Raw genomic sequence first — 14,499 nt, 5'->3', positions numbered from 1 at the left:
GCCTCATCCTTCTCTGGCTCCAGCGCCACTGAATCCTTCGGACGCGGGGAGCCGTCGTCGCCCCGACGGCTCCCCGCAACTGGCGGCAGATCTACGAGTCGGCGTTGCGCGACCTCAGCCGCCGTGCACTTCCCGAGACCGGCGTCGTTCTGGCTAACGCGCTGTCCCCCGTCGAGCAGGCCCACACGTAATGTCGCCGTCAGGCCGCAGCGACCGAGGCCGCTGCCCTGTGCAAGGACCAGAGCGGGCCTGGAAGCCCGTGCCCTCGGTACCTCGCCCTCAAGCGTTGGGGGCCACTGTGCCGTTTCCGTTGGAAACGGCACAGCGGTGATGAGCGGCTCCGTCCTCTTCCTCATCCCCTTCTGAACGTTCAGGCGAGGCTGACGTGTTCCTCTCAGCCACGGTCCGGCGTCGTCGGCCGTCGAGTGTGCGGCAGGGAGATCCTGATCCAGCTCGCGGCCGCCGCGTTGCTGACGACTGCCACGACGCAGCGCGCGGAAGCGGCACGCCAGGGACGCCACTCCTTCGAGGGGATTAGGCTCCCCGCAGGGGTGAGTGGCCGTCCTTGGCCTGGTGGGCAGGCTCGGCCGGGGGCTACTGCTGGGTGCATGACGACACTTCGTATGCGCACGGCCCTGGTCGCCGCCGCAGCTCTTGCGCCGCTCCTGCTGACCGCCCCCGCTGATGCTGCGGGGCACAGCCCTACCGCTGCGGAGGCGGAGATCGGCTGTCCGGACGGGTACGTATGCATCTTCCCGGAGGTCGACTTCGGCGGGCAGCCGTGGGTCAAGCGGGCCGTGGACGGCAGCGTCAAGGACCTGCCCTCCTCCATCCGCGACCGCGGCAGTTCGGTGCGCAACAACTCCGACCGCACGGCCCGCGTCTACGAGAAGCGCAACCACAAGGGCCGGTGGGTATGCGTGACTCGCAGCGGGGGCTCCATCCATGACCTGCGCGGTTACAACCTCAATGACCAGACCCGGTCCCTGAAGATCAACAAGAACGATTGCGGCTGAGCGGACCACCCTGCCGGCCCACCGCGTGACGCTGCCCCGGCACAGGAAGGTCCCTGTGCCGGGGCGAGCGGTTTCCGGGTGGCACGGCACTGGGCAGCGCGACGCCGTGCGTCTGTCGGGCGAGCGTGACCTTGAGGGGTGTGTTGGGGCAGGTGACCGCCGTTTGCGGGAGGGCAATCACCTGGCCAGGGTCAACGGCCAACTGCCACCGCAGTCGGCCAGCGGCCCGGTCGGCCACGTACCCGCACCGGGCGCCCCTGTACCGGTGCGCCTTGACGGCGGCCTTGTGAACAAGATGTGGGGCACAGCCCAACTGTGCATACATGCCCTTCTGCAAATTGGCTGCCCAGCCAGGACACCTGGTCGAAGCTGCGCTCACTGCTGGGAGACCGCTCCAAGGGATGCATTGAAGTGTGCAGAGAAGGCGTTCAGGTCTCCTTGCAGGGCCATGTCATCACCTCCGCTCCCTAGGCAACTTGGACATATGCCTGCCTTCTCTGGAGCAAATGTTCACGTGCACGCAGGGAAAGGTACAGGCCAGGTTTTCCCGTGGATTCTCCGCTCCCTCTCGGTAGAACCTTCACCTCCTTCAGGAGATGTCCCGCCATTTCGCCCTCAACCGGAGGGGCTTATTTCTGTGCGCATGCATTCGTTTCTCCGGGGTACGCCCGGCCTGCCTGTGTGCGAACTGTGTGACTGTGTGCGCCTCCGGTGGCCAACGGGGTTGCCGGTAACTGACTTTCCGTGGGGGGAAGTTGATGCAGAAGCACACCCATACCCGTACACAGATACGGGCGAGACGCACCCTGACGGTGGCCCTGGCGGTCCTCGCCCTGGGCGCCGGGGCGCTGCCGACCGCGCTGGCCGACCCGGTGAAGCCGCCGCCGGTGCCCGCGAACTCGGTGTGGGGCAAGAAGGACGTACCCCGGCTGCCGGTCCCGCCGGTGAAGGTGGGCACGAACAAGGCGCCGGCGCCGGTCGCGGAGGCCGCCCCGTCGAAGGACCGCGCCGCATGGCGGGCCGCGCAGAAGCAGCGCGCCCGCTCCTCGCAGAAGGTCCGCCTCGCCGCCCCGGCCGCCCCGTTGCTGGCGGAGGTCCCGAAGGGGCAGGGAGCGGTCCCGTGGCACCGGATCTCGGACTTCCGGATCACCGACTCCCTGGTGGCCCGGGTGAATTACTCCACCGGCAACCTGATGCTGGCGGGCACGGACTTCGACGTGGCGGGTGTCGGCCAGTCCTTGCAGCTGACGCGGACGTACAACTCGATGGACGCCCCCTGGGGCAAGGTCTCCCAGCGGTGGTGGCAGGGCTGGGAGCGGTACGCGCAGATCAGCGGCACGGAGTTCGTGTGGTTCGACGCCACCGGCGCCTCGGTGCGGTTCGTGAAGAAGGCCGACGGGACGTACACCACCCCGGCCGGGTACTCGAAGGACCTGACGGCGAACGCGGACGGCACGTACACCCTGACCGACCGCAAGTCCGGCGCGAGGGACACCTACAACGCGGGCGGCACCCTCACCAAGGTCACCGACCGCAACAACGGCACGATCACCGTCACCCAGCACGACGCAGGCACCGAGCACAAGGGCTTCAAGCTGACCGAGACCCGCTCGGGCCGTTTCGTCGACCTGGTGAGGACCGGCGCCTCGCAGTGGCAGGCCAAGGACCACACCGGCCGCACCGCCGTCTTCGACCTCAACCCGGCTGGCGACCTGGCGAAGACCACCGACACCGACGGCAAAGCCACGGTCTTCGACTACGACACCTCCCGCCGCCTGACCCGGATCACCACCCCGGACGGCCGCGTCACGAACTTCGGCTACGACGCCAACAACCGCGTCACCTCCATGCAGCGCGCCACCGCCTTCAACGGCGACGCCCACACCGGCCCCACCCACACGTACGCGTACGAGACGAACAAGACGAAGGTCACGGACCCCGAACAGCACACCACCACCTACGAGTTGAACCAGGGCGGCGGCGTCACCAAGACCACCGACGCCCTGGGCCACTCCCGCTCCTCCACCTACGACGCGAACCACAACGTCAAGACGGCCACCGACGCCATGGGGGTCGGCACCACTCCGGGCAACGAGACCGCCTACGGCTGGGACGCCCGTAACAACCCCACCTCCGCCAAGCTCCCCACCGGGGCGACCTCGGCGGTCGGCGCTTACGCGACGAAGGCGGGCCGGGACGTGCCCGGCACGATGGAGTCCGCCGACGGCGAGAAGAGCACGTTCACCTACGACGCGGCGGGCAACACCGAATCGGTCGCCGTCGCCGGTGCGGGCGGCGGCACGGAGAAGTACACCTACAACAAGGCGACCCCGACCTGTGGCGGCTTCGAGGGCCAGCGGTGCACGGTCACCGACGCGCGCGGCAAGGTGACGAAGTTCCAGTACGACGGCGAGGGGAACCTCAAGGAGGTCACGCCGCCCGCCCCGCTGGGCAAGACGACGTACACCTATGACGCTCTGGGCCGCGTGGAGACCTCGGTGGACGGCCGCGGCGTCAACTCCGTCTTCACCTACGACAACCGTGACCGCATCAAGGAGGTCTCCTCCTCCACCACCACGGTCACCTACGTCTACGACGGCGACGGCAACCTCTCCCAGCGCACGGACGACGGCGGCCTGATCAAGTACGCCTTCGACCCGCTCTCCCGCGAGACGATCCGCACCCTCCAGGACGGCTCCCAGACCGAACTGACCTACACCCCGGCCGGAAACGTCGACACCTACAAGGACCCCGCCGGACTCACCGACTACACCTACGACGCGGCAAACCGGCTCACCGCGCTGAAGGACCCGGCGGGCAAGACCACCACGTACGCCTACAACAACAACGACACACGCACCAAGACCACCTACCCCGGCGGCACCGTCCAGGAGGTCACCCCGGACAAGTCCGGCCGCCCCACCCTGATCAAGGCGACCTCCCCCAAGGGGACCCTGACCCACACCTCCTACACCTACTCCTACGTCGCCGGCACAGCGACGAAGGACGGCACGAAGATCCGCACCACCACCGACGGCGTCTTCGGTCTCAAGCGCACCTACGAGTACGACAGCGCGGGCCGCTTCTCCTACGCCACCGAGACCAAGGGCACCACCCTCGCCGCGTCCTATCAGTACTGCTACGACCCGGCAGGCAACCTCACCTCCCAGGGCTCGGCCAAGGGCTGCCCCTCAGGCATCGCCCTGACCTACAACGACGCCTCCCAGCTCATCTCCCGCGCCGGCTCCACCGCCGGATGGGGCTACGACAAGGCAGGCAACGAAACCGACGGCGCCAGCGGCGCCGACCGCGCCCGCACCGGCGGCATCTGGTCCGACCACTCCCAGCAGACCTCCGTCACCATCGCCGGGAAGACATACACCGGCCTCTACGGGTCCACCGACCAGTCCGAGCGCCTCTTCTACGGCGACACCACGATGCACAACGGCCCGCTCGGCCTGTCCGGCAAGACGGACCCGTCCGGGGACATGGGATTCAACCGGGAAGCCTCGGGCACCCTGAACTCCATGACGACCGGGGGCAAGTCGTACTACTACCTCACCGACGCACTCGGCTCCGTCCTGGCCATGGCCGACGAGACCGGCGCCAAGGTGAACGAGTACCGCTACAGCCCCCGCGGCGTCGACGGCACCTTCACGGAGAAAGCCCCCCAGCCCTACCGCTTCGCGGGCGGCTACCAGGACCCCACCGGCCTGTACCACTACGGGGCCCGCTACTACGACCCCCGCATCGGCCGCTTCACCAGCCCCGACCCCTCCGGCCAGGAGAAGAACCCGTACCTGTACGCCGAAGGCGACCCCGTCAACCAAATCGATCCCACGGGACTCATCACCTGGGGCGGAGTAGCTAACGACCTCGTGCATGGTTGGCGGTGGCGCGTCGGTCCATGACCGTTGATCATGGTCTGTGTGGTGGGGAACCGGGCACGTGCAGCAGTCATCCGAAACCAGCGGATCACCGGGCTGACGCCTGACGTGATTGCCGAACTCATTGCCGAGATCGGCCCGTTGTGGCATGAGCGGCACCGGGACGGACTGATCTCGCGGCCCCGCCACCGGGCCGTGGGAGCGGGCGCGAAACACAAACTGGTCTTCATCGACCGGCTGTTGGCCACCTTGGTCAACCTCCGCCACGGTGCCACCCACGATGTGCTGGCCTGCTGGTTCGGCGTCGACCGCTCCACCATCACACGTGCAATCGGCGAGGTACGGCCCTTGCTTGCCGAGCGGGGCTGCACCGTTGCGCCCGATCTTCGACTGCGCACCCTTGCCGAAGTCATCGACCACCTCGGCGCCGACGGACAGACCGGAATCATCGACGGCACCGAGATTCGGGTCCGGCGTCCAGCCGCCGGGAGCAAAGACCGGGACCAGTTCATCTCCGGCAAGAATAAGCAGAACGCCGTGAAGTCCATGGTCGTCACGGACGCAGTGGGACGGTTGCTGTTCTGCAGCCCGGCCGCACCGGGAAGCTGTGCGGACATCACTCATGCCCGGAAGTTGGGCCTGGTCAAGCTCTTGGCCGGCGGTCCTGCCATGGAGATCCTGGCTGATGCCGGCTATCAGGGACTCGGCGCCCAGACCGGCGGGCGCGTGGTGACGCCGCCGCACCGCAAGTTCAAGAAGGAGCCGCCCGAGTGGTACACGGAGATGCACGAGCGCCAGCGCAAAGCCCACTCCTCACGGCGCATCAGAGTGGAGCACGGCATCGGGCACCTGAAGAACTGGCGGGCCCTCGCCCGACACCACGGCCGCCGCGAGCACATGAGCGACATCATCCAAGCCGTCGCCGGACTCCTCTCGCATCAACAGACCGCCACCCTGTCCACCGATCCGCGAATGTGAACACCGAGGGCGAACCAGCGGCTCTCGACGCGCCACCGCCAACCATGCACGAGGTCGTAAGACCTGTCCCGTAAATGATCTCTGAGTCGTGTGGACGTGGTCGGTGACCAGCCCGACTGCTCCTCTATCCGGCGAGGTTGAGGTTGTGGAGTCGGGCGATTCCGAGCATGGCGTGGTGGACGCCGTCGCCTTTGAGGCGGCAGTCGCGGAGGATCTTCCAGGTCTTCATGCGTGCGAAGACGTGCTCGACGCGGGCGCGGACCTGTTTGTGGGACTTGTTGTGGGCCTGTTTCCAGTCGGGCAGCTCTTCGCCATTGCGGCGTCGGTGGGGCATGACGAGCCCGGTGCCTGGATAGCCGCCGTCGGCGATCGTCATGGTCTTGCCGACGGCGGCCTTCGCGCCGGACTCCTCCCACGCCTTGCAGTCGTTGCGATTGCCGGGCAGAGGCCGGCCGACCACCACGACGAGCCGGGTATCAGCGTCGATGACGACCTGGTGATTCGTGGAGTATCGATAGTTCTTGGACTGCTCGGCGATGGTGTGGTCGCGGGTGGGCACCAGGGTGCCGTCCACGATGAGCACGGTGTCCTTACGGAATCGCTTGCGAGGCTGCAGCGCGAGCGACGGGCCGAGATCATCGATGATGCGGTCGGCTGCCGACTTCGAGATACCGAAGAGCGGGGCAAGCTGGCGCAACGTGAGGTTCGTGCGCCAGTACGCCGCCACCAGCAGCACCCGGTCTTCCAGCGGAAGGGACCACGGGCGGCCCTTGCGGACCGGATCCGCACCCTCACGGCGCAACGCAGTCACCAACTTGCCGAAGACACGCGGGCTCAGCCCCGTGAACGGGGCTATCCAGGACGACTCCGACGCCGTGATCACACCAGACACCACAAGATCGTTTCATGGCGCCGATACAACGTCGAGAATGCTCCTATGACTGAAAAGCTGGTGAAGTTTCTCAAGGCGCGGCTGGACGAGGAGGCCGACTTGGCGCGACGCTGCGACGGCGACGGATGCGGGGAGTGGTCTGCCCACGGACACACGGTCGACTTCTGTCAGGTTGACCTCTCCGGATTCCACCCCGCGATTGCTCTGCATGTGGCTCTGCACGACCCGGCCCGCGTCCTGCGCGAGGTCGAAGCCAAACGGCGCATACTGGCCCGTCACGCCCGCGACCCCTGGCCGTGCCACGACCTGCGAGACCTCGCCTCGCCCTACACCGGCCACCCTGACTTTCCCTCACGGGCCTGAAGCGGCGCAGCCCACGGACAGGGTGCCCAGCGAGGCCACGTGTTGGACCGAACTACACCCACTGAAGATCACTTACGGGACAGGTCTTAGCGTCGTATTCGGTGTTGCTGTGGGTGTTACCGCAACGGTAGTTCTGGCGCCCGTGATTGGTCCTGCCGCACCTTACGTCGGTTTCGGCCTCGGGGGATGTGCAGGCGCCGCTGCTGGCGCTGCCAGTTCAGGAGAAGGACCCGGAGAGCAGGCAGCGCAGTGCGCAGTAGGCGGGGTGCTGGGTGCAATAGGAGGAGGTGCTGCCGGATCAATTCTGAAGGGTGTAGGCAAGGCGAACCTTCTGTAGGAAAGTAAAGTAGTGGGGGCCCAAGCGGGCCCCTACTACTCGCCATCTTTAGTAGGGGAAATTATGGTAGGTATTCGAAACGACAGGGCTCCTTTTTTATTGTGGTCAGGGACGACTCTGCTCATCGCCCTGGGGCTCATGGTGATTTCCGTTACATGGGGTTACCCGTTATTTTCGAAGCTACTGCTCGGCGGTATAGCAATTTTTGCAATCGCGGCACTATATACGGCGGTGGGGCGCCCTCGGCGCGTTTCCACTGAACACAACCCCAAGCGGGTCCGCATGTATGCGCTTGGGATAGCCGGTTCCTGGTCAGTGGCACTCGTCCCCATGGCCTACGTCGCAATAAAGGGGCGGAGCAACCCGGACTGGGGCGACGCCATATGGCTAGTAGCAATTGGTGTGGCTGGTCTGATTCTTGCTGTTATTCAAGGTGTCGTCACTGCGAAAAAGAAGCCGCAGTAATATTCTCGGCTACCGGGGCCTCCTTGCCGTGGTTGAATTGATGGTGCAGCAGCTCACTGCTCATAGCGGCCGGTTCGCTCGTGGGCATTCAAGGCAGGAACAGGTGCCGAGGTATACGGCTTCTATCCCAGCAGTTGAGACAGAAGGATGCGGTGGCAGGCCGCGGTGCCGCCCGGGACGGGCGCTGAAGTAGGTGCCGTCCTGACGTCGCGCAGCGATTTCACTGCGGAGTGGTCAGGTGGGTGCGGCGGGCAATGACCAGTGCCTGCCAGCGGGCGCGGACGGCGCATTCAGTGTCGAGCCACTGCGTGCCGGTCGGGGGGTGGATGGCGGGGAGGCTGCCCATGAAGCGCGCGATGTCGGTGAAGTAGGCGAAGTCGCCGCTCGCGGTGAGCTGGCGCAGTCGGGCGAGGGTAGCTCCCAGGGGCTGTTCTTCTGTGCGGACGGCGTAGTGGAAGGCGAGGGCGAGCTCTACAAAGCGGTGGAGGAAGGGCAGTCCGGCGGTTTCGATGTCGGCGTGCAGGGTGTGGGCGCGGCTGGGGACGGTGTCGGTTCCGGCGTCCGCGATCAGTGCGGCGGTGTGGGCGAGGAGAGTGTTGGAGCGCTGGTCCAGGCCGCTCAACAGTTGGTGGGCGTAGGCCAGTTCGTCGTGGGCCCGTACGGGGTCGGCGAAGGAGAGTGCGAGGGCGAGCCGGACCTGCACCATGGCGCGTTCCCCGGTGGCCCCGTGTTGTTCCGCTTCCAGGCGGCCGGCTTCGAAAGCCGTAACGGCGTGGGCGGTGTTGGCGTGGGCCCATCGGATGTCTCCGAGGACTCGGTGGTGGCGCCCCTCCCAGCCCAGGGTGGGCACCTGAGACGACGGCCGCGACCCGGTCCATATCGCTCATGTCCCAGCGGCCGTCCTGGTGCTGCCGCTGCGCCTCGGTCACCCAGCCCCGTACAAGCTCATGTCCCGCTGCCCAGTCCAGCGGCGTCTTCCGTACGGACGCCAGCAGAGCTTCTACACCGCTGCGCAGCCGCTTGCCCGCAGGCGAGGCGAGCGCGAGGGAAGGCCGGAGAGCGTCCGCACTGGCGATCAGCAGCCTGGCCAGGTGGCCGCTGCCCCGCTGTGCCATCCCGGGGCCGGCCATCCGTACCGCGCTCGCGTAGGTGTTCGCAGGGGGAATGTCGGGCTCAGCGGTGAGCACCAGGGCGGCAACAGCCGGCTCCAGCGCGGTCGGCTGCCACTCCAGGAACTTCAGGTCGGTGTCGAGCGCGAGCAGGTCGTCCATACGGTGCCGGGGTGTGCCATGGCCGCAGCCTATGGCGGCGAAGAGCCTTACCAGAATGGGCAGTTCAGCGGCTGAGCTGGCAGTTGTGGGCGTCGCTCACAGGTCCGCCCGGGGGGAGCACCATGTCAGGCACGGTGCAGGAAGGAGTACGCGCCAGGGCACTACCCCCGAAGTTCCAGAAGACGTCAGCACGCGGATGCCTGCAATTGTGGATCACGAGCGACTGAAATCGGCGTTTCCCCAGCGCAGATGCTTCTCCAGCACCGTCTTTGTCGCGTCCGTGCACCCGCTTCAGACCGTCCACCATGGCCGTGCGTCAGTCGCAATGCGCTTTCTCTTGCGCTACTGGAAATTTTCCTGTTTCCTAGTTGAGAAGCTGCCAGCCTAATTAACCATACAGCATTTGCTAAATTCTAAGCCTCGCGCGACGACAGGAGTGGCACATGGAGCGGAAGAGGAAACGCCCCGATGGTCTGCCGTCTATTTCACTGACAGGGGTGAGGGGTATAGGTACAGGGGTTGCCGACCTTCTAGATGAAGTGAAGGAAGGCGTGCAGTACGGAAGGTTCAAACGAGGTGACATCCTCCCTTCCATCGCTGATTTGATGTCGCTCTACCGAATCTCAGAAACGGAAGCAGCGTCCGCTGTCGTGGAGCTTCAAGCATTGAGCGCGATTCAGTATCACGACGAATACACGGATACCTATTTCATAGACACCTCGTTTTCAGATAAATCGGGACGATCGGAGCCAAGCCTAGCAACTAGGGTGAGCCAGTTGGAGGCTAGCCACCTTGACCTTCTGAGGAGAATCAAATCACTGGAGGATGAAGTGGATGGTCGAGTGTAGTTTAAATATTTAGGGCGGTAAGCAACAGCTGTTGCTTACCGCCCTTCGCCCATAGGGTTTAGCGGCGATTCATCCTCAAGGGATGCGGCAGGCGGTGAAGCTGCTGAATTTATTGTCATGGAATGGGTCGACCTTGGATATCAAGGTCCACGGCATAACGCGCAGTGCGGGGCCTCCGAACCAATTGTGATACATGGTCAGGATCATCCCCGTGTTCGGTTCATTTTCAGTGGTGTTCACGATTCCGGTGGTCAGGTTATCGTAACCGAAGTCCGAGAAGCTATTGAGCCGAAACGGTTTGGTTGCCTATTCGAGGGTGTAGCGGACGTGTCGTGCGTGGAAGTAGCCCTGGACGCGGCGGGGTTGTCGCTGGCGCCGGTGGAGGAAGCGGCGGGTTTCGCGGGCGAGGTCGTCGGCTGAGGTCGCGCGTGCGGCGTGCACGTGGTGCTTGAGGTCGGCGTTGAGGATTTCGTCGGGGTTGAGTTCGGGGCTGTAGCCGGGCATCAGGTGCAGCTCGATGCGCTCGGTGTTGTCGGCGAGCCAGGCACGGACGGCTTTGCTGCGGTGGACGGGGTGCCGGTCGGCGATGACGTGGACCTTGCGGCCGGCCTGGCGGGCGAGCCGGTCGAGGAAGGCGGTGAACACCTTCGCGGTGAACTTCCCCGTGAACACGGTGAACCAGAGAGAGCCGCGGGAGGCGATCGCGGACATGATGTTCACCCGGAAGCGGCGCCCGTTGACCTTCACGGTCGGGGTCTGTCCGGTGGGGGCCCAGGAGCGTCCCGGCGGGGCGGTGTCCGAGCGCAGTCCGCACTGGTCCGTCCAGGCCACGACGGCGTTCTCGGCCTTCGCGCGGGCGGCGATGGCGGGGTATTCCTCTTCGAGCCAGGCACTCACCTTCTCCTGCTGCTGGCGGTAGGAGCGGCGGGCCGGGCGCTGGGGTGTGAAGCCGTGCCGGCGCAGCCATTTGCCCACGCCCTGCTCGGTCATGGTGACACCGGTGACCATCCGGATCAGCTCTGCAACCAGGGCCCGGGTCCACAACGGGCCGCCGATCAGCAACTGTTCGGGCGTGTAGTCGGCCATTGCCCGGAACAGCACCGCCCGGTCCTCGGGCCCGATCAGCTCACCGGGCCCGGTCCGGGCTTTGACCGGCGCCGCGAGCGCCTCTCTGCCCGCGGCCTGGTACTTGCGCCACCAGGTGCCCACGGACCGCTCCGAGACCCCGAACACCTCGGCCGCCCGCCGGTACGTCCGAACCTGCCCCGACTCCAGAGCGGCCACCACCCGCAGCCGCACCACCTCCTGCGCGGCAGGCCCCAGACCCCGCGCACCCCCAAGCTCGATCACACACCCTCAACGAGCAAGGCAACCAAACCGTTTCGGTTCAATAATTCCTGTTCCACAGTGAGCCCAGTTCCACTTTATCATTTTGCCCTCGAAGTTCGGCCATTGATAAAAGCAGTACCAGCGATTGTCGGAGGCGCCTGCAGGGCATCCCTTCCAGTCCGGCTCCGCGGCCTGTGCCTGTATACCGTTGATGTCGGCCGGGTCTACGTTATCGAGGAGGAGCGCCGCTTCGGAGGGGGCAGGGACTCGCTTTTCCCCGGGGAGGGGGAATGTGACGATCGGTTCGCCGCCGTTCCATGACACCTCGTTCGCGCTGATCTGTACCGCACCGTTGTTGGTTTTAGTGATAGTGTCGTCGATCTCCGCTTGGAGGATTCTTCGTTCATCGAGCGTCAGGCTCTTTATTTCAGCCCGAATGTCTTCTGCGGCGACGGGTGGCAGCATTGATTTGTCTTCTGCAATTGCGGTTGGTGCGCTAATTGCCAGAGATGAGGAGATCAGTAACATCCCACCTATGACGGATCTCGCCGAAAAGCGGACGAATTTATTCACGGCTGTGGTTCCCTTCGGTCGTTGACACTGGATCTTAGTCATACATGTGCGACCCCTGGGAGTGTTGTGAGGAAAGTTTATATACCGGAAGGAATGATTCCACTGGTATGCCGCATTCCGCTTTACCCCGGTGGCTTTCAATAGGCGGGCTGTTCGATGCGCGACCGGAAACGAAAGTGATCCTGACCTGCGCTGATAAGATCTCGTAACGCAATCTCATGTAGTTGAGGGACGCCAGCGTGGGTGACCTCACAGGGTGTCCCTTCCCAAGGCCAGCGGTTGCGGGCGTTGGGCCTGCGAGGCGGCCTCCAGGACGTGTTGAGGGGGACTCCACCAGCCAGCTTGCACGCCTCGCCACGGCGCCACACTTCGACCTGCGGGCGGCGCCGGGCGTGAGCTTGTTCCTCAAGGTCCGGACTGGGCCAGGCCAAGAGGGCCGCGGGCTGGAGGATGGCGGAGCCGGTCACCGCTCAGGAGAAGATCGAGGCGATCCAAGAACTCGTCGAGGACGACGAGGCCGTCGCGGTGGCGGTGGCGGTGGCCACCGACTTCCTGCACCGGCCAGAGATTGCGTTCAAGACGATGCTCGATCCGCGGGCCCGGGAGCTGGTGAACGAGGCCCAGTTCGAGCAGGCCGAGCCGCTGGAGGACGACTACGACACCGTCTTCGATGGAGAACGGGAGATCGACCGGATGGGCGAGCCGGCCCGGATCGTGCGCGGCTGCCGGACCCCGTCTCCACCACACCCCGTGTGGTCGGCGTGGATGAATACGCCCAGCGCAAGGGCCGCATCTACGGAACCGTGCTCGTCGACGTCGAGACCCGCCGTCCGATCGACCCCCTCCCCGACCGGGAGGCAGACACCCTCGCGGCCTGGCTCGCCGAGCGGCCCGGCATCGAGATCATCTGCCGCGATCGTGCCCCCGTCTTCGCCGAAGGGGCGACCCGCGGCGCTCCGCAAGCCCTCCAGGTCGCTGACCGGTGGCATCTCTGGCACAACCTGAGTGAAGCCGCCGAAAAGTGCGTCTACCGCCACCGAGGCTGCTTACGCCCCACGCCGGCACAGCCGGAAGAACCGCAGGAGAAACCGGAGTCGACCGCATCGTCGCCCTGGCCGACCGGGCACCGGTTCGCCGAGCGCACCCGCGCCAAGCACGCCACCATCCATGCCCTCCTGGCTGCCGGACACAGCAAGCGATCCGTCGCCCGGCAGCTCGGCATGACTCTCAACACGATCATGCGCTTCTCCCGCGCCGGAAGTCCGGAGGACATGTTCACCGGGCAGTGGCAAGGTCGCGCGACCAGACTCGACGACTTCAAGCCCTACCTCGATCAGCGGTGGCAAGAGGGCTGCACCAACGCCTGGAAACTGTGGGAGGAGATCAAGGAACAAGGCTACCCACGCGGCTACAACACCGTCCGGGCTTACGTCAGCAGCACGCTTCGCGACAAGCCCCGGCCAGTCGGCCCGCGCCCACCATCAGCCCGCGCCGTCACTCGCTGGCTCCTCACCCACCCCGACACACTGCGCGAAAACGAACGCCTCCAACTCAAGGCCGTTCTCGCCTACTGCCCCGAACTGAACGCCCTCGCCCAACACGTACGCTCCTTCGCCCACATGCTCACCAACCTGCAAGGCGACCGACTTCCTGACTGGATCGAGGCAGCCAGCGCCACCACCGACCTGCCCAGCCTCCGCCATTTCGCCCAGCACCTCCTGCGCGATCTCGACGCCGTCACCGCCGGCCTCACCCTCCCCTGGAACTCCGGCGTCGTGGAGGGCCATGTCAACCGGATCAAGATGCTCAAACGCCAGATGTTCGGCCGTGCGGGATTCGAACTTCTCCGGAAACGAGTCCTGTTAGCGTGACGTCGCTTCTACGGCGCGGCTGCCCCGGGTGAACGAAAGGGGCGGGAGGAAAGTCGAGGGAAGGTAGTTACAGCCAGAAGCACGCTATTTCCGCAGAGCAAAGTACGCGAGCGCCCCTGCTCCGACTCCCAGGACGACCAGTTGCATGATGCCTGAAGCCCGCCAGTGCAAGGCCAGGAGACCACCGCCGGTGACAAGTGCTCCGCCGACCAGAATCCACATTCCCTGCCATGCCACCTGCGGGGCGTCGGGCGGGTTGACCCTTCCCTTGCCATCGGCCCAGCCCGCCACCCCGTAGCGAAACACCAACCAAGCGATGACCAGAAGGTCGAGGACAAGCAGCGCAATGCTGACTCCAACCTGCTGGCCCATCGACGGATCACTTCCACGCTCCATACTCACCACCCACATCCCGTGACCGCCCGCTCGACCGCACGAGACCAGCATGTGGCCGTAACGGGTTTCACACATGAGTACGACTACTCACTGAGAAGCGATCTGTGGCGAAGGCCGAAGCTCCTCGCTCGTCCTGGCCCACTGCAACTTCACCCAGCGTGGCCACATCACAGAAAGTGGCTCTGGCGCTGATTTGGGGGTGCCGACTGGTGGATCACGGTGAGAGGAGGATGCGGCGTCGCAGGAGGTCGAAGTTGGCCCGGCCGTACATTT

At 65.4% G+C, this 14,499-nt stretch carries 12 protein-coding genes and 1 pseudogene; 7 read left to right on the top strand and 6 right to left on the bottom strand.

Features of this window, described 5'->3' with window-relative positions; translation table 11 throughout:
- Positions 1 to 608: 608 nt before the first annotated feature.
- The 3 genes from ACIA73_RS41420 (at position 609) to ACIA73_RS41410 (ending at position 5,881) form a co-directional block, all read left to right on the top strand.
- Positions 609 to 1,016: a peptidase inhibitor family I36 protein gene (locus ACIA73_RS41420; RefSeq protein WP_399444188.1), complete on the top strand. Its 408-nt coding sequence runs from the start codon at positions 609 to 611 to the stop codon at positions 1,014 to 1,016.
- Between the two features lie 758 nt (positions 1,017 to 1,774).
- The gene (locus ACIA73_RS41415; protein WP_399444187.1) at positions 1,775 to 4,927 is read left to right on the top strand and encodes an RHS repeat-associated core domain-containing protein; all 3,153 of its coding nucleotides are present in this window, start codon (positions 1,775 to 1,777) and stop codon (positions 4,925 to 4,927) included.
- A gap of 21 nt (positions 4,928 to 4,948) precedes the next feature.
- On the top strand, positions 4,949 to 5,881 hold the full coding sequence (locus ACIA73_RS41410) for a transposase family protein (protein ID WP_399444186.1): 933 nt from the start codon (positions 4,949 to 4,951) through the stop codon (positions 5,879 to 5,881).
- A 124-nt stretch (positions 5,882 to 6,005) separates the two neighbouring features.
- On the opposite strand, the gene ACIA73_RS41405 is transcribed toward ACIA73_RS41410, so the two are convergent.
- Entirely contained in the window at positions 6,006 to 6,773 is a 768-nt protein-coding gene (locus ACIA73_RS41405; protein ID WP_399444185.1) for a transposase, read from the bottom strand.
- A 45-nt stretch (positions 6,774 to 6,818) separates the two neighbouring features.
- Here ACIA73_RS41405 and ACIA73_RS41400 point away from each other — a divergent pair, with 45 nt between their 5' ends.
- Positions 6,819 to 7,136 carry a DUF6221 family protein gene (locus ACIA73_RS41400; protein WP_399444184.1) on the top strand — a complete coding sequence of 106 codons (318 nt, stop codon included), beginning with the start codon at positions 6,819 to 6,821 and terminating at the stop codon, positions 7,134 to 7,136.
- Between the two features lie 1,022 nt (positions 7,137 to 8,158).
- On the opposite strand, the gene ACIA73_RS41395 is transcribed toward ACIA73_RS41400, so the two are convergent.
- On the bottom strand, positions 8,159 to 8,644 hold the full coding sequence (locus ACIA73_RS41395; protein WP_399444183.1) for a hypothetical protein: 486 nt from the start codon (positions 8,642 to 8,644) through the stop codon (positions 8,159 to 8,161).
- A 1,008-nt stretch (positions 8,645 to 9,652) separates the two neighbouring features.
- On the opposite strand from ACIA73_RS41395, the gene ACIA73_RS41390 reads away from it, so the two are divergent.
- On the top strand, positions 9,653 to 10,057 hold the full coding sequence (locus ACIA73_RS41390) for a hypothetical protein (protein WP_399444182.1): 405 nt from the start codon (positions 9,653 to 9,655) through the stop codon (positions 10,055 to 10,057).
- Positions 10,058 to 10,132: 75 nt separating this feature from the next.
- Here the strand turns inward: ACIA73_RS41390 and ACIA73_RS41385 are convergent, their stop codons facing one another.
- From ACIA73_RS41385 to ACIA73_RS41375, 3 genes are all read right to left on the bottom strand, one after another.
- Positions 10,133 to 10,297: a hypothetical protein gene (locus tag ACIA73_RS41385; protein ID WP_399444181.1), complete on the bottom strand. Its 165-nt coding sequence runs from the start codon at positions 10,295 to 10,297 to the stop codon at positions 10,133 to 10,135.
- Between the two features lie 66 nt (positions 10,298 to 10,363).
- A complete protein-coding gene (locus tag ACIA73_RS41380) occupies positions 10,364 to 11,407 on the bottom strand; it encodes an IS630 family transposase (RefSeq protein ID WP_399444180.1) in 1,044 nt (347 codons plus the stop codon).
- Positions 11,408 to 11,413: 6 nt separating this feature from the next.
- The gene (locus ACIA73_RS41375) at positions 11,414 to 11,959 is read right to left on the bottom strand and encodes a peptidase inhibitor family I36 protein (RefSeq protein WP_399444179.1); all 546 of its coding nucleotides are present in this window, start codon (positions 11,957 to 11,959) and stop codon (positions 11,414 to 11,416) included.
- A gap of 450 nt (positions 11,960 to 12,409) precedes the next feature.
- Here ACIA73_RS41375 and ACIA73_RS41370 point away from each other — a divergent pair.
- Together ACIA73_RS41370 and ACIA73_RS41365 are read left to right on the top strand one after the other, a co-directional pair.
- Positions 12,410 to 12,544 (top strand): annotated as a pseudogene (locus tag ACIA73_RS41370) (DUF6192 family protein); the annotation flags it as partial.
- Between the two features lie 176 nt (positions 12,545 to 12,720).
- Positions 12,721 to 13,830 (top strand): transposase, encoded by a 1,110-nt coding sequence (locus tag ACIA73_RS41365; protein WP_399444178.1) that lies wholly within the window; start codon positions 12,721 to 12,723, stop codon positions 13,828 to 13,830.
- A gap of 84 nt (positions 13,831 to 13,914) precedes the next feature.
- On the opposite strand, the gene ACIA73_RS41360 is transcribed toward ACIA73_RS41365, so the two are convergent.
- The gene (locus tag ACIA73_RS41360) at positions 13,915 to 14,226 is read right to left on the bottom strand and encodes a hypothetical protein (RefSeq protein ID WP_399444189.1); all 312 of its coding nucleotides are present in this window, start codon (positions 14,224 to 14,226) and stop codon (positions 13,915 to 13,917) included.
- Positions 14,227 to 14,499: the final 273 nt, after the last annotated feature.

The organism is Streptomyces sp. NPDC051561, assembly GCF_044454195.1.
In the GTDB taxonomy this organism is placed as follows: domain Bacteria; phylum Actinomycetota; class Actinomycetes; order Streptomycetales; family Streptomycetaceae; genus Streptomyces.
The sequence above is the reverse complement of the archived record's forward strand: the minus strand, read 5'-3'. Positions and strand labels throughout refer to the sequence as shown.